This window comes from Streptomyces akebiae, assembly GCF_019599145.1.
In the GTDB taxonomy this organism is placed as follows: domain Bacteria; phylum Actinomycetota; class Actinomycetes; order Streptomycetales; family Streptomycetaceae; genus Streptomyces; species Streptomyces akebiae.
On the sequence record NZ_CP080647.1, the window covers coordinates 4391128 to 4416915 of the forward strand.

The 25788-nt window shown below is 73.1% G+C and carries 23 protein-coding genes and 2 pseudogenes; 14 read left to right on the forward strand and 11 right to left on the reverse strand.

Features of this window, described 5'->3' with window-relative positions:
- Positions 1-57 precede the first annotated feature (57 nt).
- Positions 58-555 (forward strand): ATP-binding protein, encoded by a 498-nt coding sequence (locus tag K1J60_RS18850; RefSeq protein ID WP_259407784.1) that lies wholly within the window; start codon positions 58-60, stop codon positions 553-555.
- Positions 556-634: 79 nt separating this feature from the next.
- Here K1J60_RS18850 and K1J60_RS18855 read toward each other — a convergent pair whose 3' ends face one another.
- The 5 genes from K1J60_RS18855 to rpmG all read right to left on the reverse strand — a co-directional run bounded on the left by K1J60_RS18855 (position 635) and on the right by rpmG (position 3201).
- Positions 635-901 carry a DUF397 domain-containing protein gene (locus K1J60_RS18855; RefSeq protein ID WP_033524685.1) on the reverse strand — a complete coding sequence of 89 codons (267 nt, stop codon included), beginning with the start codon at positions 899-901 and terminating at the stop codon, positions 635-637.
- 386 nt (positions 902-1287) lie between these two features.
- Positions 1288-1521 carry a 30S ribosomal protein S18 gene (gene rpsR / locus K1J60_RS18860; RefSeq protein ID WP_086757358.1) on the reverse strand — a complete coding sequence of 78 codons (234 nt, stop codon included), beginning with the start codon at positions 1519-1521 and terminating at the stop codon, positions 1288-1290.
- Positions 1522-1527: 6 nt separating this feature from the next.
- Positions 1528-2766, reverse strand: a complete 1239-nt coding sequence (locus K1J60_RS18865; protein ID WP_220647226.1) for a CobW family GTP-binding protein — start codon at positions 2764-2766, stop codon at positions 1528-1530.
- 5 nt (positions 2767-2771) lie between these two features.
- Positions 2772-3029, reverse strand: a complete 258-nt coding sequence (locus K1J60_RS18870) for a type B 50S ribosomal protein L31 (protein ID WP_033524682.1) — start codon at positions 3027-3029, stop codon at positions 2772-2774.
- 7 nt (positions 3030-3036) lie between these two features.
- Positions 3037-3201 carry a 50S ribosomal protein L33 gene (rpmG, locus tag K1J60_RS18875; RefSeq protein ID WP_033524681.1) on the reverse strand — a complete coding sequence of 55 codons (165 nt, stop codon included), beginning with the start codon at positions 3199-3201 and terminating at the stop codon, positions 3037-3039.
- A 61-nt stretch (positions 3202-3262) separates the two neighbouring features.
- On the opposite strand from rpmG, the gene rpmB reads away from it, so the two are divergent.
- The 4 genes from rpmB to K1J60_RS18895 all read left to right on the forward strand — a co-directional run bounded on the left by rpmB (position 3263) and on the right by K1J60_RS18895 (position 5406).
- Entirely contained in the window at positions 3263-3499 is a 237-nt protein-coding gene (gene rpmB, locus K1J60_RS18880; protein WP_045562600.1) for a 50S ribosomal protein L28, read from the forward strand.
- Complete coding sequence (gene rpsN, locus K1J60_RS18885; RefSeq protein WP_220647227.1) at positions 3499-3804, forward strand: 30S ribosomal protein S14; 306 nt, start codon at positions 3499-3501, stop codon at positions 3802-3804. Before rpmB ends, rpsN begins: the two co-directional genes overlap by 1 nt.
- A 181-nt stretch (positions 3805-3985) precedes the next feature.
- Positions 3986-4570 (forward strand): hypothetical protein, encoded by a 585-nt coding sequence (locus tag K1J60_RS18890; protein WP_317619716.1) that lies wholly within the window; start codon positions 3986-3988, stop codon positions 4568-4570.
- Between the two features lie 263 nt (positions 4571-4833).
- Complete coding sequence (locus K1J60_RS18895; protein ID WP_220647228.1) at positions 4834-5406, forward strand: DUF4232 domain-containing protein; 573 nt, start codon at positions 4834-4836, stop codon at positions 5404-5406.
- Positions 5407-5451: 45 nt separating this feature from the next.
- Here K1J60_RS18895 and K1J60_RS18900 read toward each other — a convergent pair whose 3' ends face one another.
- Positions 5452-6651 carry a DUF2786 domain-containing protein gene (locus tag K1J60_RS18900; RefSeq protein WP_220647229.1) on the reverse strand — a complete coding sequence of 400 codons (1200 nt, stop codon included), beginning with the start codon at positions 6649-6651 and terminating at the stop codon, positions 5452-5454.
- A 134-nt stretch (positions 6652-6785) separates the two neighbouring features.
- On the opposite strand from K1J60_RS18900, the gene K1J60_RS18905 reads away from it, so the two are divergent.
- The 5 genes from K1J60_RS18905 to K1J60_RS18925 all read left to right on the forward strand — a co-directional run bounded on the left by K1J60_RS18905 (position 6786) and on the right by K1J60_RS18925 (position 13452).
- The gene (locus tag K1J60_RS18905; RefSeq protein WP_259407785.1) at positions 6786-7640 is read left to right on the forward strand and encodes an ABC transporter ATP-binding protein; all 855 of its coding nucleotides are present in this window, start codon (positions 6786-6788) and stop codon (positions 7638-7640) included.
- Complete coding sequence (locus tag K1J60_RS18910) at positions 7634-9832, forward strand: ABC transporter permease (RefSeq protein WP_220647230.1); 2199 nt, start codon at positions 7634-7636, stop codon at positions 9830-9832. The genes K1J60_RS18905 and K1J60_RS18910 overlap by 7 nt, the downstream gene beginning before the upstream one ends.
- Before the next feature lie 276 nt (positions 9833-10108).
- Complete coding sequence (locus K1J60_RS18915) at positions 10109-10852, forward strand: Clp protease N-terminal domain-containing protein (RefSeq protein ID WP_220647231.1); 744 nt, start codon at positions 10109-10111, stop codon at positions 10850-10852.
- 59 nt (positions 10853-10911) lie between these two features.
- Positions 10912-12618, forward strand: coding sequence for a bifunctional 3'-5' exonuclease/DNA polymerase (locus K1J60_RS18920; RefSeq protein ID WP_220647232.1), 1707 nt, complete (start codon positions 10912-10914; stop codon positions 12616-12618).
- Positions 12619-13068: 450 nt separating this feature from the next.
- Positions 13069-13452 carry a hypothetical protein gene (locus K1J60_RS18925; RefSeq protein WP_220647233.1) on the forward strand — a complete coding sequence of 128 codons (384 nt, stop codon included), beginning with the start codon at positions 13069-13071 and terminating at the stop codon, positions 13450-13452.
- A 157-nt stretch (positions 13453-13609) separates the two neighbouring features.
- Here the strand turns inward: K1J60_RS18925 and K1J60_RS18930 are convergent, their stop codons facing one another.
- Both K1J60_RS18930 and K1J60_RS18935 read right to left on the reverse strand, forming a co-directional pair.
- The gene (locus tag K1J60_RS18930) at positions 13610-16894 is read right to left on the reverse strand and encodes an AfsR/SARP family transcriptional regulator (protein WP_220647234.1); all 3285 of its coding nucleotides are present in this window, start codon (positions 16892-16894) and stop codon (positions 13610-13612) included.
- Between the two features lie 365 nt (positions 16895-17259).
- Positions 17260-18159, reverse strand: a complete 900-nt coding sequence (locus tag K1J60_RS18935) for a glycosyltransferase family 2 protein (RefSeq protein ID WP_220647235.1) — start codon at positions 18157-18159, stop codon at positions 17260-17262.
- Between the two features lie 385 nt (positions 18160-18544).
- Here K1J60_RS18935 and K1J60_RS18940 point away from each other — a divergent pair, with 385 nt between their 5' ends.
- Together K1J60_RS18940 and K1J60_RS18945 are read left to right on the forward strand one after the other, a co-directional pair.
- Positions 18545-19237: a DUF6000 family protein gene (locus tag K1J60_RS18940; RefSeq protein WP_259407786.1), complete on the forward strand. Its 693-nt coding sequence runs from the start codon at positions 18545-18547 to the stop codon at positions 19235-19237.
- Positions 19238-19380: 143 nt separating this feature from the next.
- A complete protein-coding gene (locus tag K1J60_RS18945; RefSeq protein ID WP_220647236.1) occupies positions 19381-19998 on the forward strand; it encodes a hypothetical protein in 618 nt (205 codons plus the stop codon).
- A 99-nt stretch (positions 19999-20097) separates the two neighbouring features.
- On the opposite strand, the gene K1J60_RS18950 is transcribed toward K1J60_RS18945, so the two are convergent.
- Both K1J60_RS18950 and K1J60_RS18955 read right to left on the reverse strand, forming a co-directional pair.
- A complete protein-coding gene (locus K1J60_RS18950; protein WP_220647237.1) occupies positions 20098-21582 on the reverse strand; it encodes a Tat pathway signal sequence domain protein in 1485 nt (494 codons plus the stop codon).
- A 341-nt stretch (positions 21583-21923) separates the two neighbouring features.
- Positions 21924-22754 carry an ABC transporter permease gene (locus tag K1J60_RS18955; RefSeq protein ID WP_220647238.1) on the reverse strand — a complete coding sequence of 277 codons (831 nt, stop codon included), beginning with the start codon at positions 22752-22754 and terminating at the stop codon, positions 21924-21926.
- A gap of 347 nt (positions 22755-23101) precedes the next feature.
- On the opposite strand from K1J60_RS18955, the pseudogene K1J60_RS18960 reads away from it, so the two are divergent.
- Together K1J60_RS18960 and K1J60_RS18965 are read left to right on the forward strand one after the other, a co-directional pair.
- Positions 23102-23581 (forward strand): annotated as a pseudogene (locus tag K1J60_RS18960) (sensor histidine kinase); the annotation flags it as partial.
- A gap of 94 nt (positions 23582-23675) precedes the next feature.
- A pseudogene (locus K1J60_RS18965) lies at positions 23676-24306 on the forward strand (response regulator).
- 271 nt (positions 24307-24577) lie between these two features.
- On the opposite strand, the gene K1J60_RS18970 reads toward K1J60_RS18965, so the two are convergent.
- Positions 24578-25636 (reverse strand): saccharopine dehydrogenase NADP-binding domain-containing protein, encoded by a 1059-nt coding sequence (locus K1J60_RS18970; protein ID WP_220647239.1) that lies wholly within the window; start codon positions 25634-25636, stop codon positions 24578-24580.
- Positions 25637-25788: the final 152 nt, after the last annotated feature.

Sequence of the window (25788 nt, forward strand, 5' to 3'; positions counted from 1 at the left end):
CATCGCAACGACCGCGAACACCCGGGAGTGCCTCGCATGGGGACGAATGGATCGACCATGCTCGAACCCTTACGGCAGGGACTTCCGCCACTTGATCCGGCGACCGTGTCCGACGCCGCGTCCTGCGCGCTGCCGCCCCGCTACGAAGCGGTGCGCGAGGCACGGCAGTTCACGCGGGGCACGCTCGACCAGTGGCGGTTGGACGAACGTTTCGACGACGTCTGCCTCGTGGTCTCGGAGCTCGTCACCAACGCCCTGCGGCACGGCCTGCCCGCCGGCAACGGCGCGTGCCCGGCCCAGGACCCGCCCGTACGGCTGCACTTGATGCGCTGGAGCGAGCGGCTGGTGTGCGCGGTGCGCGACCCCAGTCACGACAGCCCGGTCGCGGGCGACTCCGAGGACTTCTCGGCGGAGTCGGGGCGGGGGCTGTTCCTGGTCGACTCGTTCGCGGACAGCTGGGGCTGGCATCCGCTGGGGGGCGCCCTCAGCGGCAAGGTGGTGTGGGCGCTGTTCCAGGTGGAGCCGGTGCCGGGCCGCCCGTCCGCCCGTCGATGAACCGCGGCGCTTTTCGGCGCCGCGGTTCTACGCGTGTCACATCGGCGGGTCCCGCAGGCCTCCCGCCGCCGGGCGGGCCTCACCCGACCAGGTGGTCGAACTCCCCGTCCTTGATGCCCAGGAGCATCGCCTCGATCTCGGCGCGGGTGTAGACGAGCGCCGGGCCGTCGGGGAAGCGCGAGTTGCGTACCGCCACCTCGCCGCCGGGCAGCCGGGCGAACTCCACGCAGTTGCCCTGCGAGTTGCTGTGCCGGCTCTTCTGCCAGGCCACCGCGTGGAGCTCGGTCAGCTCCGTCGCGGCCATGCCGTTGTACACGTCATCCACGCCGTACACGTCGTGGTCCACAGGTCGCTCCCCGGGGTGGTGCAGTAGTGCGCTCGACGCGCGTTGGCTCTGGTGTGACCGGTGTTGCCAGTGATGTCCGTGTTGCCAGTGATGCAGTGGTCAACTGCCCCGGATCATAGCTTTGTTCACGTGCCGATGCATGAGCGGATGCACGTGCACGCGGGGTGTCTTCTCGGTTACAGCACCAGAGAGACGTAAGACATGGCGATCCTGTTCCATCCGGGCCTACATCTCTCCGTACGGGGTGGGGATCCGGGAGGTTCAGGGCGGCGGGAGCGGTGTCCGCGGAATGGCGGAAAACGGACGGCCCCGGGGAGGTCGTGGAGCCTCCCCGGGGCCGGGTGGGGGGTGGTGCGTCAGGGTGCGTCGGGGTGCGTCGGGATGCGTCAGCGCGTGGCGTACGGCAGAAGAGCCATCTCGCGGGCGTTCTTGATGGCCCGCGCGAGCTGTCGCTGCTGCTGTGCGGTGACACGGGTCACGCGGCGGCTGCGGATCTTGCCCCGGTCGGAGATGAAGCGGCGCAGGAGGTCCGTGTCCTTGTAGTCGATGTACGTGATCTTCGCCTGGTCCAGCGGGTTGGGGCGGGACTTGGCGGGCTTGCGCTCCGGCTTGCGGGGCATGGCGGTTCAGACCTCCAGGAAGGTGTCGAAGGGGCGCGGCAGCCGTTCCCAGGCGGCGCGGCCGGCGGCGTACTCGGCGTCGGTGAGCAGGCAGGACTCCAGCAGCCGTTCAAGTCCGTCGCGGTCCAGGCCCGGGGAGGTGAAGACGAGGTGCTGGCAGCGGTCGCCGTGTTCCGGGTGCCAGTCGAGGGCGGCGGCGGCACGGCGCACCGGGGGCACCATGTCCCAGGCGGCGTCCGGGAGCGAGGCGAGCCAGGGGCCCACCGACTCCACACAGAGGGCGCCGCCGGCCGCGTCCCAGTGCAGCAGGGTGTCGGGGCGCTCGGCCAGCCAGAACCTGCCGCGACTGCGGGCCGCCGCGCAGCAGAGGTCCTCCAGCGCCGCGTACAGCCGCTCCGGGTGGAAGGGGCGGTGGCGGTGCCAGACGAGGGTGGTGACGCCGTGCTCGTCGGCGTCGGTGGGCAGCAGGGCGCTCGCGGGGTGTTGGGCGGCTGCGGCGGCGTCCACGTCGAAGCCGGCGAATGCCGCGGCGAGCAGGGAACCGGGGGGCGCCATGGGGGTGGTGGTGCGCTGCGGGGTGCGGGTGCGTCGCGGCTGGTCGCGCAGTTCTTCGCGCCCCTCAGGAGCAAGGGGCGCCCCCTGGCTCTCGATGGGGACCCTCTGTGCGGTCGGGTGCAGTTGCGCCAGGAGGGCTCTGTCCTCGTCGTCCGCCTCCGCCGAGTCGAGTACGGCCAGGATCGGGGCGTACTCCAGTTGGCGGGCGAAGGTGTCGGCGACCGTGCGCTGGTCGGTGGTGGCCGCGGCGAGGCCTCGGTCGGCGAGGTCGTCGCCGTTGCCGAGGTAGGGCAGGAGGAGGGCGGGGTCGACGGCCGTGATCACGGAGGTGAGGCGGAGCCCGCTCGCCGCGACCACCTCGGCCATGGCCTTCGGCTCGACCGAGTCCCAGAGCTCGACGACCGCCAGGCGGGTGAGGCCCGCGTCGGCGAAGCGCTCCAGCTCGGGGACGAGGTCCTCGCGCAGCGCGCAGCAGGCGCAGTCGTTGACGAGCGGGGTCTCACCGGTGGAGATGAGGCCCGCCGCGTCCCGGACGGTCCGGACGACCTTGGCGTCCGGACCGTCGACGGCGGTGGAGAGGTCGTGGTGCAGCGCGACGCTGCCCGGGACCCCGGCGAGCAGCGCCTCGACGGCGGCCCGCCGGGCGTCGGCGTGCAGCCCGCCGACGATCGCGACAGACAGCTGGGTCACGTCGGTCAGCCTCGCTTCTTCCCGGCGCCGTACCGCTTCTCGAACTTCTCCACGCGGCCGGCCGTGTCCAGCACGCGCGCGGTGCCCGTGTAGAAGGGGTGGCTGACGTTCGAGATCTCGACGTCGACCACCGGGTAGGTGTTGCCGTCCTCCCACTCGATCGTCTTCTCGCTCGTCATCGTCGAGCGGGTGAGGAAGGTGTGGTTCGCGGCACGGTCCCGGAAGACGACGGGCCCGTACGACGGGTGGATGTCCTTCTTCATCGGCGCCTCAGCGCTCCTCTCGGAAGTCGACGTGACGGCCCGCCATCGGGTCGAACTTGCGCAGCGTCAGCCGGTCCGGGTCGTTCCGGCGGTTCTTGCGCGTGACGTAGGTGTAGCCGGTGCCGGCCGTGGACCGGAGTTTGATGACCGGCCGGAGTTCGTTGCGTGCCATGCTGGTATGTTACTGAAAATGACTTCCATTTGCATCAACTGATCGAGAGAGGTGCGTCACCTTGTCCGCCCACTGCATGCTGACCGGAGCCCAGCCCGGCTTCGGCAACCGCATCTCGCACTCCCACCGGCGTACGTCCCGCCGCTTCGACCCCAACATCCAGTCCAAGCGGTACTGGCTGCCCAGCGAGAACCGCCATGTGCGGCTCCGGCTGAGCGCGAAGGGGATCAAGACCGTGGACGTCATCGGCGTCGAGGCCGCGGTCGCCCGGATCCGCGCGCGGGGGGTGCGGGTCTGATGGCGAAGAAGAGCAAGATCGCGAAGAACGAGAAGCGCCGGGAGATCGTCGCCCGGTACGCCGAGCGGCGGGCCGAGCTGAAGGAGATCATCCGGCGGCCGTCCGCCACGGACGCCGAGCGCGAGGCCGCCCGGCGGGAGTTGCGCGCCCAGCCGCGCGACGCCAGCGCCACCCGCGTCCGCAACCGGGACCAGGTGGACGGGCGGCCCCGGGGGTACTTCCGGACGTTCGGGCTGTCCCGGGTGAGTCTGCGGGAGCAGGCGCACGCGGGGTACCTGCCGGGGGTGCGCAAGTCGTCCTGGTAGTCCGTCGCAGGGCGTTGCAGGGCGTTGCAGGGCGCTATAGGGCTGCTACAGGGCGTTGCAGGGCGTCCTGTCGTCCTCGGAGTTCTCACAGTTCCCGGCCGTCTGTCGCAAAGCCGCTGCTGGTAGCTTGCCGCTGTCGCCGGCGGCGACCTGATCCGGCCACACTCTCGGGAGAACTCCAGTGACTACGGCGACTAGGACGACCACGGCGACGGCGGCAATGCCGCTGAGCGGGACTTCAGGGGCCTCCGGGGATTCCGGGGCTTCCTCCGCCCGTCGGCGGCTGCGTGTCGTGGCCGGGGTGGCCGGGCTCGCGGCCGCGCTCCTGCTGACGGCGTGCAGCGGCGGCGGCGACGGTGACTCCGGAGCCGAGGAGTCGTCGGCCGCCCCCTCGGCGACGAAGGGTTCGGACAGCGGCGGCTCCGGGGACTCCTCCGGCGCCGAGACCGAACTCCAGGGCAACTGGCTGGCCACGACCGGCGGCAAGCCGGTCGCCCTGTTCGTCAACGGCGGCGAGGTCGCCGTCTTCGTGGGCACCTCGGTGTGCAGCGGCAAGGTCTCCGACACGGCCGACATGCAGATGATCAGCCTCAAGTGCCAGGACGGCAGCGACGACCGCACCGAGGGCATGGTGGACAAGGTGAGCGCCAAGTCCCTCACGATCACCTGGGAGGGCGGCGTCGGCGAGGAGACGTACCGGAAGGCGGAGGGGTCGATGCCGTCCGGGCTGCCGACGGATCTGCCCACGGCGAGCGCGGGGTCGTAGGGCCGCGGGCCGGGTCGCCTTCGGGCAAGGGGGCAACGCGCACGGGGGCACGCGGGCACGCGGGCACGCGGGCACGCGGGCACGCGGGCACGCGGGCACCGGGGCGCCTTCGGGCGGTGAGCCTGGGGAATGTGCCTCGCTCGGCGCTCGGGTCGTAGATCATGTGGGGACGGGCCGCGGAACCTCCGGGTTCCGTGGCCCGTTCGCACGTTCACACCACCGCCGGCTGTGCTGTGACAGCCACGAACTCCACCGGGAACCCCATGCGCACCGCTCCGACCGCCATCGCCGCCGCCCTTCTCGCGGCCCTCACGCTGACCGCCTGTAGCGGGAGTGACGGGGGTGAGGGAGGTGACGGCGGGGACGACGGCAAGACCGGGGCCGCCGCCACCACCGAGAGCGCGCGGGAAGGCGCGTGCACGGCAGCGCGGGTCGGTTTCGAGGTCGGTCCCAGCAGTGCGGCACCGGCCGCCGGGGACGAAGGGGCCGTCCCGGTCACGGTCACCAACAAGGGCGACGCCGCCTGCACGCTGAAGGGTCTCGCCGGGGTCGACCTGTTCGCCGGCGACAAGTCGTGGGCGCTCCAGCCGCAGGAGGGCGCGTCCGAGGAGACCGAGGTGACGCTGCAGGGCGGTCAGTCGATGATCTTCTCCATCTCCTACGTGCGCGGGGTCGCCGGTGACGCGGAGAAGAGTGCCGCCGTGGATCAGCTGAAGCTGACCCTGCCCGGAGACAGCAAGGTCAGCAGCTTCAAGTGGCCGGACGCCGAGGTCGCGGTGAAGTCCGAGAGCACGTTGGAGGCGACGGTGGGGCCGTTCCTGCCGACGGGCGACTGAGTCACCGGGGCCGGGCCCCGGTGACGGTAAGGGCCGGTCTCCCTGTCATGACGGCAGCCGGGGCCGTGCCCTGACCTGGGCACGGTCGGCCGCCTCCGCTCCCTGCTGCCAGCCGACGAGATCGCTGACGCCTCGGACGCGGGTGGTGACCGTGTCCGGGAACATCCGGCTGAACTCGTCGTGGACGGCGACGTCGCGGGCGGCGAGGACGGGCAGCAGGTCCGGTTCCGGGGCGCCCGCTCCGGTGCTCCCGGCCTCCTCCTCGGCGGCCCGCGCCTCGGCGACCTGGGCCTCGGCGACCGCCGCCAGCCGGTCTCCGATGCGGTGGGCGTAGGCGGCCAGGAAGGACTGCCGAAAGGTCTTGGTCCGCTTGCGGCCGCCCTTGCGCTGGACCGCCTCCGCCTTGGTCATGGCGGTGGTGGCCTGCACGAGGAGCGAAGTGTGGAGCAGCTCGACCACCTCCAGGTCGGCCTCGAACCCGACCACCGTGGAGAAACCGAGGGCCTCGTTCCACACGGCCTCGCAGCGGTTGGCGCGGGCGACCGCGTCGAGGAGGACCGCCTTGGCCGTCTCGTAGGGCGGGTCGACGCCGATCCGGCACGCGCCGGGCGCGTCCTTGCTGTGCGCGCGGGCCGCGATCAGCGCCTCGTCGATGCTGTGCCGTGCCATCAGCTCCTGCGCCTTCGCGCTGAGCGCCTCCGCCTCCTCCGGGAATCCGGTCGCCTCCGCCTTGGCGAGGAGCGCGCGGATCCTGCTGAGCATGCGGGACTCCGGGTGGGGCGAGTTCTTCGCGGCACCGGCCTCCCGCGGGCGATCCAGGGGTTCGAGGGTGGGCAGGCGAAGGAGGAGGCGGTACAGCTCCAGGGCCGCGGTGGCGTGCGAGAAGCGGTCCGCGCGGGTGGGGTGTGCGGCGAGTTCCCTGATCTCGTCGAGCTGGGCGGACCAGCGGGGGCCGGGTGGCTGGGGGCGTGCGCCCGCGCGCGCGTCCTCGTGCTCCTCGACGACCAGCCGCGCGAGGAGCCGTACGTGCTCGTCCTCCAGCTCGCGCCGCGCGAACCGGACGACGTCGGCCGGCTGCCAGCCCCGCCGCCAGGCCCCGGCGACGAACTCCCGTCCGCGCCGGGCCAGTTCGGCGTCGGCCGCCGGGTCGGCGGCGAGCAGGGAGGCGCCGGTGTCGAGGGCGGCGTCGGTGTCGGCGTAGAGCGCCGCCTCGAAGGCGCGGTCCACCGTGCTGGTCGTACTCACGTGTTCGATCGTGTCATGGGGTGGGGGGCTCTGTTCCGGGGGCGGGGATTGGGGGTGGGGGTGGGGCTGGCCCTACCCTCAGGACGCCCTTCAGGGGTCGTGTGCGGGCGGGGCGGGGACGGTTCGCTTGGGGCATGACCACGGTAGAGAGAGACAGGGCCGCCGCGAAGGCGGGCAGGGTGTCGGCAGGGGACGGGGAGACGGGGGGCGCGGCCGTACGCGTGCGGGGGCTGCGGCGGGCGTACGGCGAGGTCGTCGCCCTCGACGGGGTGGACCTGGACTTCGGGGTCGGGACCTTTACGGCGGTGATGGGGCCGTCGGGGTCGGGGAAGTCGACGCTGTTGCAGTGCGCGGCGGGCCTCGACCGGCCGTCGGGCGGGACGGTGCGGGTCGACGGCGTGGAGCTGGCCGGGCTGAGCGAGCGGCGGCTGACGCTGCTGCGCCGGGAGCGGATCGGTTTCGTCTTCCAGGCCTTCAACCTCCTCCCCTCCCTGACCGCCGCACAGAACGTCGCCCTGCCGCTGCGGCTCGCCGGGCGGCGCCCCTCGCGGGGTGCGGTGCGCGAGGCCCTGGCCCGGGTGGGGCTGGCCGAGCGGGCCGGGCACCGGCCCACGCAGCTGTCCGGCGGACAGCAGCAGCGGGTCGCCCTGGCCCGCGCGTTGATCACCCGCCCCGCCGTTCTCTTCGGGGACGAGCCCACCGGGGCGCTGGACACCACCACCAGCCGTGAAGTGCTCTGTCTGTTGCGGGAGTTGGTCGACAGGGAGGGTCAGACCACGGTCATGGTGACCCACGATCCGGTGGCCGCGTCGTACGCGGACCGGGTGGTGTTCCTGGTCGACGGACGGGTCAACGGGGAGTTGGTCCGGCCGTCGGTCGAGGCGGTTGCGGCGCGAATGGCGGGGTTGGAGCGGGCGGCGGGGACGCAGCGTACGGCGACGCTGGAGCGGGCGGCCGACAACGGCGCCATCGGGGGTGTGACGTGCTGACCCTGTCGTCGTTGCGTACGCGGTGGGCCGCGTTGCTCGGGTCGTTCGTCGCCGTGATGGTGGGGGTCGGGGTGATGACGGCCATGGGGCTGGGGCTCGCGGCGTCACTCGACCCGCCCGCGCGTGCGCCGGAGCGTTTCGGCTCCTCCCCCGTCGTGGTGGCGGGCCTGGACAGACTCACGGTGGAGGTGCGGCGGGGGCCGGGCACGGCCCGGGTGTCGCAGAAGCTGGCCCGTCCACACCCTGTGGACAAACGGTTGCTGGCGGAGTTGCGGAAGCTGGGGCCGGTGACGGCGGGCACGGGCGGGGCTGACGCGGCCGGCGTGGACGCGGTCGGCGTGGACGCGCCCGTGGCCGAGGTGCGGGCCGTGGTCGGGGAGCGTGCGCGGGTGCTGACCGGTGACGCCCGGCGGCAGGTGGATCCGTCGTACGAGCGGGACGCGGAGGCGCTGGTCGCCGTGAACTCGCTGCTGGGGACGGCCGGCGGGGTCGCCGCGTTCGTGTCGGTGTTCGTGACGGCGTCCACGTTCGCCTTCGTGGTGGCGCTGCGCAGACGGGAGTTCGGACTGCTGCGGATGGCGGGCGCGACCCCGGGGCAGGTACGGCGACTGCTGCTCGGCGAGGCCGTGGCGGTGGGGGTCGTGGCGTCCGGCGCCGGGTGTGCGCTGGGGGCGTGGGGAGCGCCGCCGCTGGTGCGGGAGTTGGTGGACGGCGGGGTCGCGCCGACGTGGTTCACGGTGCCGGAGGCGGTGGTGTGGCCGTATCACGTGGCCTTCTGGACGGGGCTGTCGGTGGCCCTCGCGGGGGCGTGGGTGGCGGCGCGACGGGCCGGGCGGATCGGGCCCGTGGAGGCGTTGCGCGAGGCGTCGGTGGACACGGGGGTGCTGCCGCTGTCGCGCCGGGTGATCGGGTCCCTGCTGCTGGTGGGTGGACTGGGGTTGCTGGCCTGGAAGTTGGGGACCGATCCCGCCGAGCTGCTGAAGCGGAAGACGTACACCACCCAGCCGATGCTGCTGATCACGGCGGTGGCCGCGCTCGCGCCGCTGCTCGTGCGGCCGGTCGTACGGCTGGTGGGCGCGGCGCTGCCCGGGGCGGCCGGACTGCTGATCCGGGAGAACGCGGCCACCTCCGTACGCCGCACCGCGGCCGTCGCGGCGCCGGTGCTGGTGACCGTCGCGCTGGCCGGGTCGCTGCTGGGGGCCGCCGGGACGGTGGCCGGGGCGAAGGGCGCGGAGGCGGCGGCGCGGACCGGGGCCGACTTCGTGGTCACGGGTGAGGGGGGTACGGGGCTGCGGGACGAGGCGGTGCGGGGCGCCGTCGGGGACGGGGCGACGGTGGTCGGGTCCGCTTCCACCGCCGTGTACGTCGTGGAGGAGGGGACCGCGTTGGTGCGGTCCGAGGCACGGGCGGTGACGGACGCGGCGGGCCTCGCGACGGTGGCGCGGTTGCCGGTGGTCGCCGGGGACGTACGGGACCTCGACGACCGGTCGATCGTCGTGAACGAGGAGTGGGAGCGGCACGAGGTCGGGCAGAGCGTGCGGGTGTGGCTCGGGGACGGGCGGCCGGTACGGCTGCGGATCGCGGCGGTGCTCGCGGAGGGGACCGGGGACAACGGGGCGTATGTGACGGCCGCGAACGCGGGTGGGGCCGTGGTGGACCGGGTCGACGTGCGGGTCGGGAACGGGGTGGACCGGGCGGGGGTGGCGGCGGCGCTGGAAGGGGCGCGGTCGGAGCCGGGCGGCTGGACGGTCCGGACGGCCGAGGAGTGGCTCGCGGCGAACCGTCCCGGTACGAAGGCGCACACCCGGCTGGGGTTTCTCGTGGTGCTGGGGATCGCGCTCGTGTACGCGGGGATCTCGCTGGCCGGGACGTTGTTGATGGCCACGTCGGCGCGGGGCACGGAGCTGCGGTCACTGCGGCTGGCCGGGGCGACGCGGGGGCAGGTGCGGGTGGTCGTGGTCGGCGAGGCCCTGGTCGCGGTGGTGGTGGGCGTGCTGCTGGGGGCCGCGGTCACCGTGGTGAATCTCGCCGGGGTGGCGGGGGCGTTGGGGATGTTGTCGGCACCGGTGGGGGTGGCGGTGCCGTGGGAGGTCCTCGGGGCGTGTGTGGGGGCGTGCGTCGGGGTGGGCGGGATGGTGGCGGTGGTGGGCGTCGGCGTGGGCGTGGGCGTCCGCGGGGCCGGGGGGAGATAGGACGGGCGCATCAGAGGGTGGGGCGCGGTTGGAGGGCGTGTGCGGGGCGGATGTGGCTGGGCGCGCCGTTCCCCGCGCCCCGTCAGGGGCGGGGTGGGCGTCGGGGTCTCAGGTGGTGGAATTCGGTCGCCCTGTGGCACGGGTGGCACGGGGGCTGAACATCTTCACCGGGACGGTGTTCGCGGGGCTGGCGATGCGGTTGGCGACGGCGCCGAAGCGAGACCAGAGTGTCAACTTCGGGTTGACACCCCTCCACCGTCAACCTACGGTTGACACATGACGACGAATCCGCGAGTCACCGCCTCCATCCGTCTCGACGAGCTCATCGAAGCCATCAAGAAGGTGCACCCGGAACCGCTCGACCAGCTCCAGGACGCGGTGATCGCCGCGGACCACCTCGGCGACGTGGCCGACCATCTGATCGGCCACTTCGTGGACCAGGCCCGGCGTTCGGGCGCCTCCTGGACGGACATCGGGCGGAGCATGGGCGTCACCCGGCAGGCCGCGCAGAAGCGGTTCGTGCCGAAGGGCGAGGGCGATCTCGACCCCAGCCAGGGCTTCAGCCGCTTCACACCGCGCGCCCGGAACGTGGTCACGGCCGCGCACAACGAGGGCAAGGCAGCCGGCGCCGTCGAGGGGCTGCCCGCCCACCTCGCCCTCGGGCTCCTCGCCGAACCGGAGGGGCTCGGGGCCAAGGCGCTAGTCGCGCAGGGCGTCTCCCCCGAGGCCGTACGGGAAGCCGCGACAGCCGTCCTGCCGCCGGCCGCCGCCGAGGTGCCCGAACTCATCCCCTACGGCCCCGACGCCAAGAAGGTCCTCGAACTCACCTTCCGCGAGGCCCTCCGCCTCGGCCACAACTACATCGGCACCGAGCACATCCTCCTCGCCCTCCTGGAGTTCGAGAACGGCGAGGGAGTGCTGAGCGGGCTGGGTGTGACCAAGGAGGCCACCGAGGCGGACGTGGCCCGAGCCCTCCAGGCGATCGTGCAGGGCCAGGGCCAGGGCCAGGGCCAGGAGTAGGGCCAGGGCCAGGAGTAGAAGTAGGAGGGTTGTCAGACCCCCCTGTCACACTCGCACCCATGACCGACCGGTGGGTGCTCGCGACGGCCGAGGACGGGGGTGTGGAGGTCGCCCCGCTCGGGCCCGACGGCCTGCTCGCGGGGGCCGTGACCTGGGAGCCCGATCTCGCCGAGGCGGTGCGGCGGCGGGGGCCGCAGGTGGGGCGGTGGGTGTGGCGGGCCACCGGGGAGGTGTATCCGCGGCTGCTCGCCACGGGGGTGCGAGTCGAGCGGTGCTATGACATCGAGGACGCCGAGAGCCTGCTCCTGGGGCACGAGGGGCGTCTCGGTGAACCCCGCTCCGCCGCCGCCGCTCTCGCCCGTCTGCGCAACGCACCCGTCCCGCCGGATCCGCCCCTCCGCTCCGCAGACACCGGCGCCCAGCCTTCCCTGTTCGAGCCCCGCCCCGTCCACGTCCCCCTCACCGACCTCGTCGAGGTGTACGCGGACCAGCAGCGACGGCACGACGCCACCGCCCACCCGGACCGGATGCGGCTGCTGACCGCCGCCGAGTCGGCCGGGATGCTCGTCGCCGCCGAGCTGAACCGGGCGGGGCTGCCCTGGCGGGCCGATGTCCATCGCGACGTGCTGCACGAGATGCTCGGCGAGCGGTACGCGGGCGGGGGCGAGCCGCGCCGGCTCGCCGAACTCGCCGAGGAGGTGTCGCACGCGTTCGGGCGGCGGGTGCGGCCCGATCTCCCCGCGGACGTCGTCAAGGCCTTCGCCCAGGCCGGCATCCGGATCCGCTCCACCCGGCGCTGGGAGATCGAGAGCCTCGACCACCCCGCCGTGAAGCCCCTCCTGGAGTACAAGCGGCTGTACCGCATCTGGGTCGCCCACGGCTGGTCCTGGCTGCAGGACTGGGTCCGGGACGGCCGCTTCCGGCCCGAGTTCCTCGCGCACGGCACGGTCACCGGGCGGTGGGCCACCAACGGCGGGGGCGCCCTCCAGATCCCCAAGGTGATCCGCCGCGCCTGTGTCGCCGACCCCGGCTGGCGGCTCGTCGTCGCCGACGCCGACCAGATGGAACCCCGGGTGCTGGCAGCCATCTCCCGTGACCCCGGGCTGATGGAGGTCGCGGGCCGCCCCACCGATCTCTACCAGTCCGTCTCCGACCGCGCCTTCTCCGGAAACCGCGAGCACGCCAAACTCGCCGTGCTCGGTGCGGTGTACGGGCAGACGTCCGGGGACGGGCTCAAGAATCTCGCCGCGCTGCGCCGGCGGTTCCCGCGTGCGGTGCAGTACGTCGACGACGCGGCCCGCGCGGGCGAGGAGGGCCGGCTCGTACGGACCTGGCTCGGGCGTACGTGTCCACCGGCGGCCGGTGCCTCCGACGACGCCGGCGAGGAGGCAGGCCTCCCGCAGGACGACGGTGACCGGGACGCCCGGGAGCGCGGGCAGGGCGACGAATGGGTACCCGGGTACGCGTCCACCAACTCCCGGGCCCGGGGCCGCTTCGCCCGCAACTTCGTCGTCCAGGGCAGCGCCGCCGACTGGACCCTGCTCCTCCTCGCGGCCCTCCGCCGCGCCCTCGACGGCATGGCGGCCGAGCTGGTCTTCTTCCAGCACGACGAGGTGATCGTGCACTGTCCCGAGCGGGAGGCGGAGGCCGTGGTGGCGGCGATCCGCGAGGCGTCGGAGCTGTCGGGGCGCCTGGCGTTCGGGGAGACGCCGGTGCGGTTTCCGTTCACCACGGCGGTGGTCGAGTGTTATGCGGACGCGAAGTGAGCACGATCGACCGAGGTACAGCGGTGCCGGCTCATGGGCGCGGGTTGCAGGGAAATGGTCGCTCCGTTCCCCCGCGCTCGTGCGTTTGTGGTGATCGGCGAACTCGATACTCCATGACCACCGGGAGCCGTACCTTCGCGTGAAGCTGCTGGTTCCGGTGCGAGTCACCATCACGGCCGACAGGCCCCGACCAGGTGCACCGGACCGACCGCGAGAACGACAAAGCCCTTGCTTTGAAGGCACGGTGACAGATCGTCAGCCAAAGCCAAGTGATCGTTTGACACTTCAAGCATCAATGCGTAATTGTTTTCCTCACTTCCTCGATAACACCGAGGGAGCCCATGCGTGGGCCATTCGGCAGCGCCTACCCCTGCTTATCCGGCCCACATAACGCCGCCACCCCCACAGAAAACGATCCTGGATATATCCAGGAGAGAGGCGTGTAATCAAATGGCGAAGATATTGCGCACGATTTCGGCAGTCGCTCTCACCACTGTCAGCATCACCGGCCTGGCCCTGTCCGGAACGGCCCAGGCCGCGACGTACCCGTCGGTCAAGGTCAAGGTCTGCAACTCGACGGACAGGGACCGCGTGTACCAGATCGAGGGGCTGAACCAGGACAACGCATGGACGACCTACTACGAGGGTGACACCATCAAGGCGAACGGCGGCTGCCACACCGCCAGTTGGTGGTGGAAGACCGGCCAGAACGTGAGGATCAGCACCTTCCCCACCCGCTGGGACCCCGACACGGACAGGTGGACCGGCCGTGGCTACGTCCTTCCGGCGGATGCGAAGAACGGCAGTACACGAACCGCCACGGTCGAGTGGTAGAGAACAGAACCACATGGCGTAGTCGGTAGGTAATCCGACCCGTGCACAGCCAGGGCACGGTCCTGCCGGACGCGGCGCGGATCAGCAGGCCGCGCTCCGGCCGGCCCGTGCCCTGGCGATCCGCCGCGCCCGGGCTGGTCAACCACTTCCCGCGCCCCTACACAGCGCGGTCCTTCAGTAGTTCTCTCAGCTCCACCGCCACCGTCGAGTCCGTGCCGTCGAGGATCGACTGTGCGCGCTCCCATTCGCGGTACGCCTCCTGCGTACGGCCCCCGGCCCGCAGCAGCAGCCCCCGCTGGTGCCGGGCCAGGCCCACGGCGTACTGGTCGGCGCGGCGCTCGGCGAGATCGAGGAGGACGGCGCACTCCTGGGCCGCGCGGTCCGGGTGGCCGAGTTCGCGCAGGGCCCGGACCAGGCCGAGCCGGGACTTGGACTCGCCCTGCCAGTCCTCGTCGTCACCGAGGATGCGCAGGCTCTGCTCGAAGTTGCGTACGGCGGCGGCCGGTTCACCGAGGCGGAGGTGCGCGTAGCCGATGTTGCAGTGCGCGGTGTGCCGTACGACGAGACTGTCGGCGATCTCGCCCAGCGCCAGGCTCCGTTCGTGGTGGGCGATGGCGGCGCGCGCGTCGGTGTGCTTGTACAGGTTGCCGAGGTGGCTGAAGGTCACCGCCTCGCCGTAGGGGTCGCCGAGTTGCCGGGAGAGCTCCAGGCTCTGCCGGAGCGTCTCCTCGCTCTCCTCGTACCGGCCGAGGCTCTCCAGTACGAGCCCCCGGTTGTTCAGGCAGCGCCGTACGCACGACACCACTCCGAGGCGGCGCCACAGCTTCAGGCCCTCGTCGTTGAGGGCGAGCGCCTCCGAGGCCCGGCCGGACATGAAGTGCAGTCCCGCGCGGTCGGTGAGGGCGAACGCCTCCGCCTCGTCGTCGCCGAGGGACCGCGCCACGTTCAGCGCGTGCCCACCGAGCACGTCCAGCTCGGCGAGCCGGCCGCCCCGGTGCAGATAGGGGAAGAGGTGACGGACCAGGGTGGGGACGAGTGCCGCCGCGCCCGTCCCGGCCGTGCCCTCGGTGCGGCCGTCACCGTCGCCGTGGTCGCGGGCGCAGCGATCCACCAGGGCGACGATGGTGGGGAGTTCGCGGTCTCCCCAGGCGAAGGCCTCCTCGGCGGAGGTGAAGGGCGGTTCCGTGGGCGGGCGTTCCTCGGGGGATTCCGCAGCCGGGGCCGCGCCCGCCGGCTCGGACGTCGCCGGCCTCGTGCGGAGGCGTTCGTCGCGCTCGTACCCCGGTGGCAGCATCACCAGCAGGCTCTGCCGGGCGCGACCGGTGTACCAGCGCAGGGCTCGCTCCACGGCCGCGGCGGTCTCGGTGGCGGTGGCCGAGTCGGCGAGTTCACGGGCGAAGTGACGTACGAGGTCGTGGGGGACGTACCGGCCGTACGTCGTCTCCTCCAGGAGGGCCACGTCGACGAGGCGGTCGAGGGCGGCCTCGGCGCGGGACTCGTCGGTGCCGGTGAGGCGGGCGAGGAGGGGTGCGCCGTAGGCGGGCAGGTCGAGGGCGCCGATGCGGCGGAGGGCGTGGGCAGCGTCCCGGTCGGCCTCGCGGTCGGAGGCGCGCAGGGCCTCGTGGGCGACGGCGAGGGAGCGGCGGACGCTCAGGTCGTCGTATTCGAGGTGCCGCAACCTCCCTTCGGTGGCGGCCAGTTGCCCTGCCAGCGCGTCCGGGGTGAGGGCGCGCCGGGCGGCGAGGCGGGCCGCGACGACGCGGAGGGCGAGCGGGAGGCGGCCGGTGAGTTCGACGAGGGGGTGCGCGGCGTCCAGACCCGCCGCGCGGCCCGAGGCGGCCCGCAGCAGGGCCGCGCTCTCGGCGTCCGACAGCGGGGCGAGCGGGAAGCGGTGGGCGCCGTCCAGCGCGGTGAGCGGCGAACGGCTCGTCACGATGACCGCGCAGCCGGGGCCCGCCGGGAGCAGGGGGCGTACCTGGGCGGCGTTCGCGGCGTCGTCCAGGACCATCAGGGTCCGGGTGGGGGCGAGGGTCGAGCGGAGCAACGCGGCCGCCGCGTCCGGGTGTTCGGGGATGCGTCGGGGGGCGGTGCCGAGGTCGCGCAGGAGGGCGGCGAGGGCCTGGGCGGGGGTGAGGGGGGTCATGCCCGGGGTGGCGCCGTGGAGGTTGATGTACAGCTGGCCGTCGGGGAAGTGTTCGGCGAGTTCGTGGGCGAGGTGGAGGGCGAGGGCGCTCTTGCCGACGCCGGCCATGCCGCTGATGACCGCCGTCGGCGAGGCGGGGCGCCTCTGAACTCGGGGGAGACTGCGCGTCGGCGGGTGCGGGCTCGTTGTGGCTGGTCGCGCAGTTCCCCGCGACCCTGGCGGGGTGGGGGCGAAGGTCTCGTCACCTGCGTCCCCGGCCAACTCCTGCCGCAGCTCCGCCAGTACCTCTGACCTGCCAGTGAAATAGGCCGGGGGTGGCGGAAGTTGGGCCGGGCGGGGCGGCGGCTCCTCGGCAGGGAGGTCGGGTGGTGTCGGGCGGGGCTCGGAGGGCTGTTCGCGCAGGATCTCCACGTGGGCGTCGCGTACGGCGTGGCCCGGCTCCACGCCGAGTTCGTCGAGGAGGCGGGCGCGGAGGTCGCGGTGCACGGCGAGGGCCTCGGCCTGGCGGCCCGTGCGGTGCAGGACGAGCATGAGGAGGCGGTGGAAGGCCTCGCGCAGGGGGTGCTCGGCCACGAGGGCGGCGAGTTCGGGGGCGAGCGCGCCGAGCGCGTGCGCCCCGGCGGGTTCCGCCTCCGCCCTGCCGGGTTCCGCCCCGCCGGGTCCCGCCCTGTCGGCCGCGAGGTGGAGTTCGGCGTCGTAGCGTCGCTCCAGGAGCAACAGCCGTGCCTCCTCCAGGCGTTGGACGAAGGCCTGGGCACGGAACTCCTCGACCGGCAGACCGCCGAGCGGCTTCCCCCGCCAGAGGGCGAGCGCGGCGGTGGACTCGCGTACGGTCCGGGCCCAGTCGCGTTCGGCGTGGGCGGTGCGGGCGGCACGGGCGTGGCTCTCGAAGACGCGGACGTCCAACTCGCCCTCGTCCACCCGCAGCAGATAACCGGGCGGGATCGCGCGCAACCGCTCGGGGTCGTCCAACAGCCTGCGCAGCCGGGTCACATGGTTCTGCAGGGAGGCCTGTGCGGAGGGCGGTGGCGCCGCGTCCCACAGCACGTCCTTCAGGGTGTCGACGGAGACGACCCGCCCGGGTTCGAGGAGCAGTGCGACGAACAGGGCGCGCATCTTGCCGCTGCCGACGGACCGTACGCCGCCACCGGAGCCGCCGATCGTGCGGCCCCCGCCGCCACCGGCCGCACGGCCGCCGCCGGAACCCGCGGCGCCCCCGGCTACTTCGGTGTCATCCGCGCCCCCGGCCCCGTACAGAACCGGCGGACCGAGCAGTCCGAACCGCAGCCCGTCCCGCATAGAACCCGTCCGCTGCCTTTCCGCACCGTCGTTCCGGGCCTACCCCGCGGCGACCTGCCGCCGCCTCCCGTACGGCTCCTCGTGGAACCGTTGGGCTCATGTTAGCGATCCGTTGGCGGGACCTGATGTGATCACTTCATCGGATCCGGCGGCGACGGCGCACGCGTGAGACGCGTAGCTCGGGGGAGTGCCGCCGCCGCTGCCGGATCCCGGAACCGCACAAAGCGCTGTGCCCCGGTCGGCGGGGGTGAACGACCGGGGCACTCGTGTGTGCGGGATGTGGCGTGGGACGGCCCTACGGGATCGACGGTCGGCTGTGCGCCACGGGATCGACGGGCGGCTCCGCCCACAGAATCGGCGCGGCCCTACAGAATCGGTGGGCGCCCGAGTCGCGTCAGGCGCCAGACGGTCCGCCAGCTCATGGACCGACGCTCGCCGCCCGACTCGCGCCAGCCCTCCACGAAGCCGCTGAACCAGGCCTTCAGACCGCCCACCGAGCGCATCCGCAGCAGGGTGATGAGGACCCACACGCCCAGGTGGACGGGGACGAGGGGGAGCGGGAGGCGGCGGCGGGCGAGCCAGACGCGGTTGCGGGCGTTGACGCGGTAGTAGATGGCGTGCCGGGCGGGTGAGGTCTTCGGGTGCTGGAGGAGCAGTTCGGGGGCGTACAGCACGGTCCAGCCGGCGTCGAGCGCCCGCCACGCCAGGTCGGTCTCCTCGTGCGCGAAGAAGAACTCGGCGGCCCAGTCGCCCGTCTCGCCGAGCATGGCCATGGAGAGGGCGTGCCCGCCGCCGAGGAACCCGGTGACCGGACCGCCGCGCATCGGGTCCTTCGCGCCCACCCTCGGCACATGCCGCCGCTGGGTCTCGCCGTGCTCGTCGGCGATCCGGAACCCGACGATGCCGAGGCGCGGGTCGGCCGCGTACAAGTCCCGTACGCGGCGCAGCACATCGGCGTCGACGAGCAGCCCGTCGTCGTCCAGTTCGACGACGACGTCGACGTCACCGAAAGCGCGCAGCCGCTCCAGCGCGACGTTCCGGCCGCCGGGGCAGCCGAGGTTCTCGTCCACCTCGATGAGGGTGACCTCGCCGGGCAGGTCCAGCCGTTCGGCGAACTCGGGGAGGGGGCAGCCGTTCCCCACGATCACGATGCGTTCGGGGGCGACATCCTGCTTGGCCACGGAGGCGAGCAGCGCGTCCACCTCCGCGGGCCGATTGCCCATCGTCACCACGGCGACAGCGACCCGAGGCCCGGCCTCCACCACGACACCAACCCCATTCCGTCCACGGACCGCCGACGACGACCGGCGCGGCCGACGAACCGTCGACCCGGATCCCGTCCTCCACCGACTGTTTACGGCCGGGATGCTAGTCGTTCACGCCGGAGACTTCGCATCGACTCCTCGACTTCGCTGTTCAGGCCCTTCGCCGTCCCGCCGCGCGGCCAGCGCCACTCCACCGACTCCGTTCGTCCCCCGCGCACTTGATTACGGATCAGGCCCATCGCCGATGCCGATCATTCTCGGCCGTTTCCGCCCTGCACGACCGTTTCCGCCCCTGCACGACCGTTTCCCCCTGCGACCGTCTGCACGGCACTCACCGCGTTCACGGCCTTCTCCGGAGCCGGCGGCCTGGATCTACGCTTCCGGCATGGTGGAGCGGAGATCGCGGAGAGAGCTGCGCGGGTCGCGGGTGTGGCGCGTGCCGGCCATGACGCCGGAGGAGGCGGCCCGGTGGAACGCTGTCAAGCGGTACGTCCAGCCGCGCGCCGACCGGCGGAGCATCGGCCGGTACGGGGAACTGCTGAGCGGCCGGTTCCTGCGGTTCGAGGGGGCCACCCGGAGGCGGTTCCTGCACCCTCTGCTCGCCGACGCCGCGTCCATCACGGACACCGACCTGGACGCCCTGCTCTTCGAGGGCTGGCGGCCCCGTCTCACCGCCGCGTGGCTGATCGGCATATCCCGGCGGACCTCCTACCGTCCCCGCCTCGGTGAACTGCTGCTGGCCGACGAGACGGTGTACGCGGGCCTGGGCTACTGCTTCGCCCTGGCCCGTTTCGGCACCGACGAGGACGCGGAGATCCTCGCCGCCTACCTGAACCGGTATCTGCCCCGCACCGACCTCCGCTACGACCAGCCCGTGGCCTTGGGGGCCCTCCTGTACGTCGACAGCCGTCTGGGCACGGCACACGCGGCGCCCTTTGCCGCGCCCGGCGGCCCCTACCAACGCTGGGTGGACACCGTCGTCCACGAGTCGGACCGCCCCGCGTACGCCCCCGACCGGGAGCTCACGGGCATGACCCGCCTCTGCGACTTCGCCGACGGCTGGACCACGCCTGACTGAGGTGACGACTTCCTCGACGGCGGCACCGCGTCGCCCGGCTGAGGTGACGGGCGACCGAGGACGACTCCGGTGGACAGGTGCGAGCGGACCGGGGCAGTCGCGGCTCTGGTGGGGGTGTTGTTCCTCGGCTAGGGTCCCGCCCCATGATCTCTGGGGCGGAGCCGGCTGTCGACGCGACGGTCGTGCGGTACGGTCGGCGGCGGTTTCTCTGGAGCCTGTTGTTCGTGCCGGTGACGCTCGTCTCGGGTGGGCTCGGCGTGGTCGAGGCGGTGTACGGCCGCGACAGCGACGGCCTGTTCGCCATCTGGGGCCCCGTGTTGTTCATCCTGATGGCGCTGCTGTTCGCCGTTCCGGTCGTCTCCGCCTGGCGGACCCGCCGATGGGTGGCAGCCTTCGACGCGACGGGATTCTGGTGGATCCGGGGCAAGGAGATCGCGCTGATCCGCTGGGACTCGCTCGCCGGAGTGGGTGTCTACTGGACGCACCAGATCTCCACCGTCGAACTGTGCCCCCGGGACGAGATCGACCGCGACGACCCGCTGCTGTGGCAGTTCGTCCGTGACACGGAACCGCTCCGGCCCGGACTGCCCCGCCTGCGCTACCGCATCCGCCTCCCCCACACCCACGGGCCCTACGAACGGGCCCTGCGCCGGTGGGCGCCCGAGCTGTGGTTCGGCGTGGTGCCGCAGCCGCTGTCATACGCGGGGCGGCCCGACCGGGCGGGACACCAGGAGCGCACGGCGAGGCGCGGAGAGAGCTGACCGTCGGCGTCACACGCTCTCTCCCACCGTGACGGGACGTGTCAACTCCCGTGCCTGGAGCGCTGGTCAGCGCTCCAGGTCCCGGTGCGGACGCAGGTATCAGGCCCGCAGCGGGTTCGAGCGGACCGCTGCCATCAGGTACCAGGCCGTGGCGCCGGTGTGCCGGTACGGGTAGTAGCCGAACCCGAAGCCGGTGTCGAGGGGGCTGCTGGCCGAGACCACGCCGGAACGGTCGGGAAGGGCGCGGCCGCCGACGGTCTGGGCGGTGCCCAGGAAGTCCTGGGCGCGTTCGAGAGAGGCGAGAAGGCGCCGGGCGCGTGTCTCATCGCCGCGTGCGCCCCGGTCGCGCAGGGCGAGCGCGAGATGGGCGGTGCCCTCGAACCAGACACCGTTGCGGTTGGGCTTGGGCTGGAACTCGGCGATGGGCGCGTCCTCGTTCGCGAGGAGACTGGCCGAGCTGAAGGTCACGCCCTCGTACGACTGCCCGGCCGGGACCGTGCTGTTGCGGCGCTCGGCGTGGTCGAGGACGGCGAGCTCCCGGGCCGCCCAGTCGAGGGAGCGCGCGTACCGGTCGGAGTCGAGGGCGAGGTGGGTCCAGGTCTGGGTGTCCTCGGGGATCGGTGACTTGTTGACGGTGACGCCGTCGTTGGTGCCGGTGTAGAAGAAGCCGCCGGACGCGCCCCGGCCGGGCTCCCACATACCCTTCACGAAGGCCTCCGCCCGGGCCCGCCGCTGCCACCACACCCGGTCGCCGGTGAGCCGTGCGAGCCGTCCGAACAGACAGATCAGGTCGGTGTTGTGCTCGGTCGAGGTGAACGGCAGTTTCTCGTTCGCCCCGTTCACGCCGAACTTGTAGCCGCCGAGGGGCTCGTCGGTACGGCCGGTCCGCTCGATCCACTCCCCGATCCGCACGGCGGCGGCCAGGAACCGTCGGGCGCCGGTCCGCCGGGCCAGCGCGCTCAGCGCGATCCCCGCCCAGGCCATGTCCCCCACGGCCGTCCCCGTGAAGCCGAACTGGGTGCCGACGTTGGCCGTCCCGTCCGCCCGGACGAACCCGTCAGGCTGCGGTACGCCGTCGTAGTACACGTACGGCCCGACGTTGTACGCCTGGCGCAGCCGGCCGTCGTCGTACGCCGGGTCGTGCTCCTGTGCGTAGATCAGCGCGTCCCCGAGCGCCACCGCCCTGGCCCGCCCGTCCTCGGTGCGCACGGCGAGGTGGGCGAGGATCGCGAGGGCGTTGTCGTAGGTGAAGGCCGTGCTGAACAGGCCCGCCTGGTCGGTGTAGCTCTGGGCCAGCCGCACGTCGCCGTGGTCGGGGTAGGCGTCCATGGCGGCGGCGAGGAAGGCGTGCCCGCGCCGCGGGGCCGAGCCGCCGGACGCCTCGGACACCCCGGACACCCCGGACGCGGCGTGGGCCGGGCCCGGGCCGACGACGGTGAGCGCCGCCGCGGCGCCGAGGCCGGTACCGAGGAGGCTGCGGCGGCTGAACGCGCGGGCTCGTCCGCCGGTTCCGCCGGTTCCGCCGGTGCTTCCGGTGCTGCCAGTACTGCCGTTGCTTCCGGTACTGCCGGTACTGCCGGTCATGGGTCTCCCTTGCCGGTACGAGGTGGGGGGTGCGGGCCGCGGTGCGAGGCCCGCCCGGAGCCGCGTTCCGAACGCCCTCTGAGAGCGCTCTCAAGCGGATGGGGGCTCATTCTGCTGCTGCGCACGACGCGGGTCAACGCCCGTGCCGAGCAAGGCGGGTGGGCGTGCGAGGGCGGGCTCCTGGGCGTGCGCGGGCGGGCTCCGCCACGCGCACCCCGGCCCTCGGCCCTCGGCCCCCGGCCCCCGGCCCTCGGCCCCGGGAACGACTCCTCGTACGCGCCCACCTCCTCCGACGGCTGCCTGACATCACTGCTCGACACCCCTCGGGGAGTCGTCGCCTCCTACTCCGTGCGCAGCGCCCTGGCCGTACCCGTCCCCGCCGCCCACCCCGCCGGCAGCAGCGCGCCCGCCACCGCGATGACCAGCCCGCCCAGCGAGAGGGGGGCGAGCACGGGCCCGTCGTACGCGGCGAGGACGGTCTCCGGCAGGGTCATGCCGACGGCGTCTCCCATGAACGGCGTGACCATGCCGTGCAGGGCCATCCCGGCCGGGACCGCGACCAGCCCGACGAGCAGGCCGACCCCGGCGACGGAGGTGACGACCATGGCGACGGTCTGACGGGGTGTCATACCGAGGGCCTTCAGGACCGCGAGGTCGCGGACCCGTTCGCGGGTGTCGAGGACGACCGTGTGGAGGACACCGAGCCCGGCGACCACGACCAGCATGAGCGTGAGCATCCCGATCAGCGCGTCCATGGCCACGATCACGCTGGAGGAGTTGCCGCTGTCGGCGTGGGCGAGGGCGGCGACACCCGCGCCGTCGAGCGCGCGGTTCAGCGTGTCCAGGTACTGCCCCGGATCGGTGCCCGACGCGGTCCGCACGTGGAACCGGCCGGGCAACGCCTCGTCCCCGAGCCCGAGTTCGGCGAGGGTGGCAGTGGAGGTGAGGAGGGTCATGCCCCCGTCCTGGGTGAAGAAGGCCTCGCCGACGATCCGTACGGTGGCTCGTCGGCCCTTCTCGTCGAGGGTCACCGTGTCCCCGACCCCGATCCCGGCGGCCGTCAGGAACCGCGCGGTCACCACCGCCTGTCCGGGCCCGTCGAGCCAGTGCCCCGAGACCAGCTCGGGCGCGCCCCACGCCGAGTCGCCCTCGTACGCCACCACGGTCGTCACCCCGGTGACCCCGGAGGGCCACGGAACTGCGCCATGTGATGGGCCTGTTGACGATGACCGAGGAGGATCGGCCCCCTGCCGCCGAGACGGGCCCGACCGGTGCGTGGAGAGGCCCGACCGATTCGGGCACCTGGCCGGGCTCCAACGGTGCCGACTCCGGCACGAGCTCGGGGTGGGACTCCTGTGCGGGCACCGGCACCGAGTCCGGCTCCGGGTCCGGTTTGGGTGCCGGCTCCGGCTCCGGCTCCGGTTTGGGTGCCGGCTCCGGCTCCGGCTCCGGTTCCGGCTCCGGCTCCGATTCTGGTTTGAGCTCCGGCTCCGGTTTGGGCTCCGGCCCCTGGAAAGGGCCGGCCGACGACACCGAGTTGGCTCCGCAACCGGGCCTGGGTCAGCTCCCGGCCCTCACCTCGCGCGTCCGGGCCTCCGGCGTCCCCGTGGAGCTGATCGTCACCGGCACCCCTTCCCCGCTGCCGCCGGGCGCCGACCTGGCCGCGTACCGCGTCGTCCAGGAGGCCCTGACGAACACCGTCAAGCACGCCGCGGGCGCCCGGGTGCGGATCACCGTCGACCACACGCCCACCGCGCTCCGCCTGGAGATCACGGACACCGGCGGTCTCACCACCCCCGCGGCCGCCTCCGGCACGGGCCGCGGCCTCCTGGGCCTGCGGGAACGCCTCATCGTCCACGGCGGCACCCTCCGCACGGGCCCCCGCCCGACCGGCGGCTACCGCGTCCAGGCGGTCATACCACTCGACCGACTGGGCCCGCCTGACCCACCCTCCGAAAGGGCGCCCCGAAGCGCCCCGCCCCTTGAGGAGCACCCGTGACGGCCGGTCCGCCTCTGCCGCGTACCCGGCAGAGGCGGACCGGCCCGGGGTGGTGATCGCCGACGACCAGGCCCTGGTCCGCACCGGCTTCGGCATGATCCTCTCCGCCGACGGGATCGACGTGGTCGCGGAGGCGGCCGACGGGGAACAGGCCGTCGAGGCGGTCCGTCGCACCCGTCCCGACCTCGTCCTGATGGACATCCGCATGCCCGGCACCGACGGCCTGGAGGCGACCCGGCGCATCCTCTCCGGCACGGTCCCCGACCCGCCCCGCGTCCTCATGCTGACCACCTTCGACCTGGACCGTTACGTCTACGCCGCCCTCACCGCCGGCGCCAGCGGCTTCCTGCTCAAGGACGTCACCCCCGAGCACCTGGTCGCCGCCGTCCGCCTGGCCCGCACCGGCGACGCGCTCCTGTCCCCCGCCATCACCCGCCGCCTGATCGAGCGCTTCGTCTCCCCGGCCGCCGAGACCCCCACCCTCCACCGCGACCTCGCCCCCCTCACCCCCCGCGAACTGGGTCCTCCGGTCCCTCGCCACCGGCCTCAGCAACACCGAACTGGCCGCCCACTTCCGCCTCAGCGAGGCCACCGTCAAGACCCATGTCGCCCGCATCCTCGCCAAACTCCGCCTCCGCGACCGCGCCCAGGCCGTGGTGGTGGCGTACGAGACGGGCCTGATCGTGCCGGGCGCGGCAGCCGGGACGCCGACCGTCGAGGACTAGGGGGTGTTTCGAAAGTCTTGTGCGGTGCCCGCGGTGCCCGCGGTGTCCGGTGCGTGCTCTCGGCGTGCCGGACGAAAGCCCTCGTACTGGACGTACTTGGGGTGTCGGCCGGTGCGGCGGTGGGGGTCCCTCCCGCTCGAGCGGAGCCGAGAGTGGGGGAGCGTGCCGGGCGCCGTGGGTGCTGTGCGGGACTTTCGAAACACCCCCTAGGGCCCTTTCCCATGTCCCCGTCTACCGCCCCGGCCCCCGGCTGCGGCCCCAGCCCCCACACCTACTCCACCTCCACCGAGACGTGCCCGGACAGCGCACGGAGGAAGTCGGCCGCGTCGAACGCCGCCCCGGCCGAGAGGACCCCGGTCCCCTTCACCCGTCCCTCGATCACCCGCCGTACCGCCTCCACCGCGAGCGGCGCGCTGACGGCGTAGATGTCCTGTCCGCGCGCCGTGGCCCGCCGTTCCACGTCCCCGGACCGGACGACGACGTCGACGACGAAGGTCTGCGCGGACCGCCCGTGGGCGTCGACGGCGGCCGGTGCGGGGGTCTCGGGGGCCGCCAGATCACGCGCGGCCTCGACCGTCATGTACGTCCGCACCTCGGGGACGGGCAGATGGCTGGGCACGGTGACGATGTCGGCCATGCTGAACTCCCCGATCACGGCGCGGGTCCCCATCGGCTCGGGGAAGTCCCACTTCGTGGCCGGCGCCGCGTCGTCCCGGTACTCCAGCCGTCCGTCGGCGTACCGGACCCGTCGCCCGCCCCTGCGTTGCCGCGAGACCGCGCCCGCGTCCCGTGTCCCCGCCGTGGGGTGCCATCCGCTCAGCCCGTACGCGATGTGCGCCTCGTCCGCCGCCGACCAGCCGGCCGCCTCGGTCGCGGCGGTGACCAGCAGGTCGCCGAGCCCGCCGAAGAAGGCCATGGCGGGCACCACGACGACCCCCGCCGCCCGCGCCTTCGCCCCGAACTCCGCGAACGTGTCGAGATTGGCCTCGATCTCGGCCGCCACATCCACATAGGGAATCCCGGCGCGCAAGGCCGCCTCGATCACCGGCGCGGCCGTCTCCGCGAAGGGCCCGGCGCAGTTCACCACGGCGTCCGCACCGGCGAACGCCCGGTCCAGCGAGGACGGTTCATCGACCGAGGCGACCCGCACCCACCCCTGCGGCCCCTGCCCCGGCTCCGGGCCCGGCTGCCCCGCCACGAGCGCCAGCAGCTTCTCCGCGTTCCGCCCGACGAGCAGCGGCACGAACCCCCGCGCCCGCAACTCCGCCACCACGAACCGCCCGGTGTGCCCGGAAGCCCCGAACACCGCGACCGTACGCCCCGCACTCATCAGCTCTCCCCATCGTCATTCGTCATTCGTCATTCGTCACCGGCACAGGCACAGGCACAGGCACAGGCACAGGCACAGGCACAGGCACCAGCACCGTCACCGTCACCGTCGACCGAGCGTCGACCGCCCCGCCTGACGACCATCCTTCCGAC

Coding starts and splice junctions, on each gene's coding strand:
- K1J60_RS18945 (WP_220647236.1), top strand. CDS start 19,381: ATGATCTCTGGGGCGGAGCCGGCTGTCGACGCGACGGTCGTGCGGTAC.
- rpsR (WP_086757358.1), bottom strand. CDS start 1,521: ATGCCCCGCAAGCCGGAGCGCAAGCCCGCCAAGTCCCGCCCCAACCCG.
- K1J60_RS18930 (WP_220647234.1), bottom strand. CDS start 16,894: ATGCGGGACGGGCTGCGGTTCGGACTGCTCGGTCCGCCGGTTCTGTAC.
- K1J60_RS18950 (WP_220647237.1), bottom strand. CDS start 21,582: ATGACCGGCAGTACCGGCAGTACCGGAAGCAACGGCAGTACTGGCAGC.
- K1J60_RS18970 (WP_220647239.1), bottom strand. CDS start 25,636: ATGAGTGCGGGGCGTACGGTCGCGGTGTTCGGGGCTTCCGGGCACACC.
- rpmG (WP_033524681.1), bottom strand. CDS start 3,201: ATGGCACGCAACGAACTCCGGCCGGTCATCAAACTCCGGTCCACGGCC.
- K1J60_RS18905 (WP_259407785.1), top strand. CDS start 6,786: ATGACCACGGTAGAGAGAGACAGGGCCGCCGCGAAGGCGGGCAGGGTG.
- K1J60_RS18915 (WP_220647231.1), top strand. CDS start 10,109: ATGACGACGAATCCGCGAGTCACCGCCTCCATCCGTCTCGACGAGCTC.
- K1J60_RS18870 (WP_033524682.1), bottom strand. CDS start 3,029: ATGAAGAAGGACATCCACCCGTCGTACGGGCCCGTCGTCTTCCGGGAC.
- K1J60_RS18925 (WP_220647233.1), top strand. CDS start 13,069: ATGGCGAAGATATTGCGCACGATTTCGGCAGTCGCTCTCACCACTGTC.
- K1J60_RS18920 (WP_220647232.1), top strand. CDS start 10,912: ATGACCGACCGGTGGGTGCTCGCGACGGCCGAGGACGGGGGTGTGGAG.
- rpsN (WP_220647227.1), top strand. CDS start 3,499: ATGGCGAAGAAGAGCAAGATCGCGAAGAACGAGAAGCGCCGGGAGATC.
- K1J60_RS18895 (WP_220647228.1), top strand. CDS start 4,834: ATGCGCACCGCTCCGACCGCCATCGCCGCCGCCCTTCTCGCGGCCCTC.
- K1J60_RS18850 (WP_259407784.1), top strand. CDS start 58: ATGCTCGAACCCTTACGGCAGGGACTTCCGCCACTTGATCCGGCGACC.
- K1J60_RS18940 (WP_259407786.1), top strand. CDS start 18,545: ATGGTGGAGCGGAGATCGCGGAGAGAGCTGCGCGGGTCGCGGGTGTGG.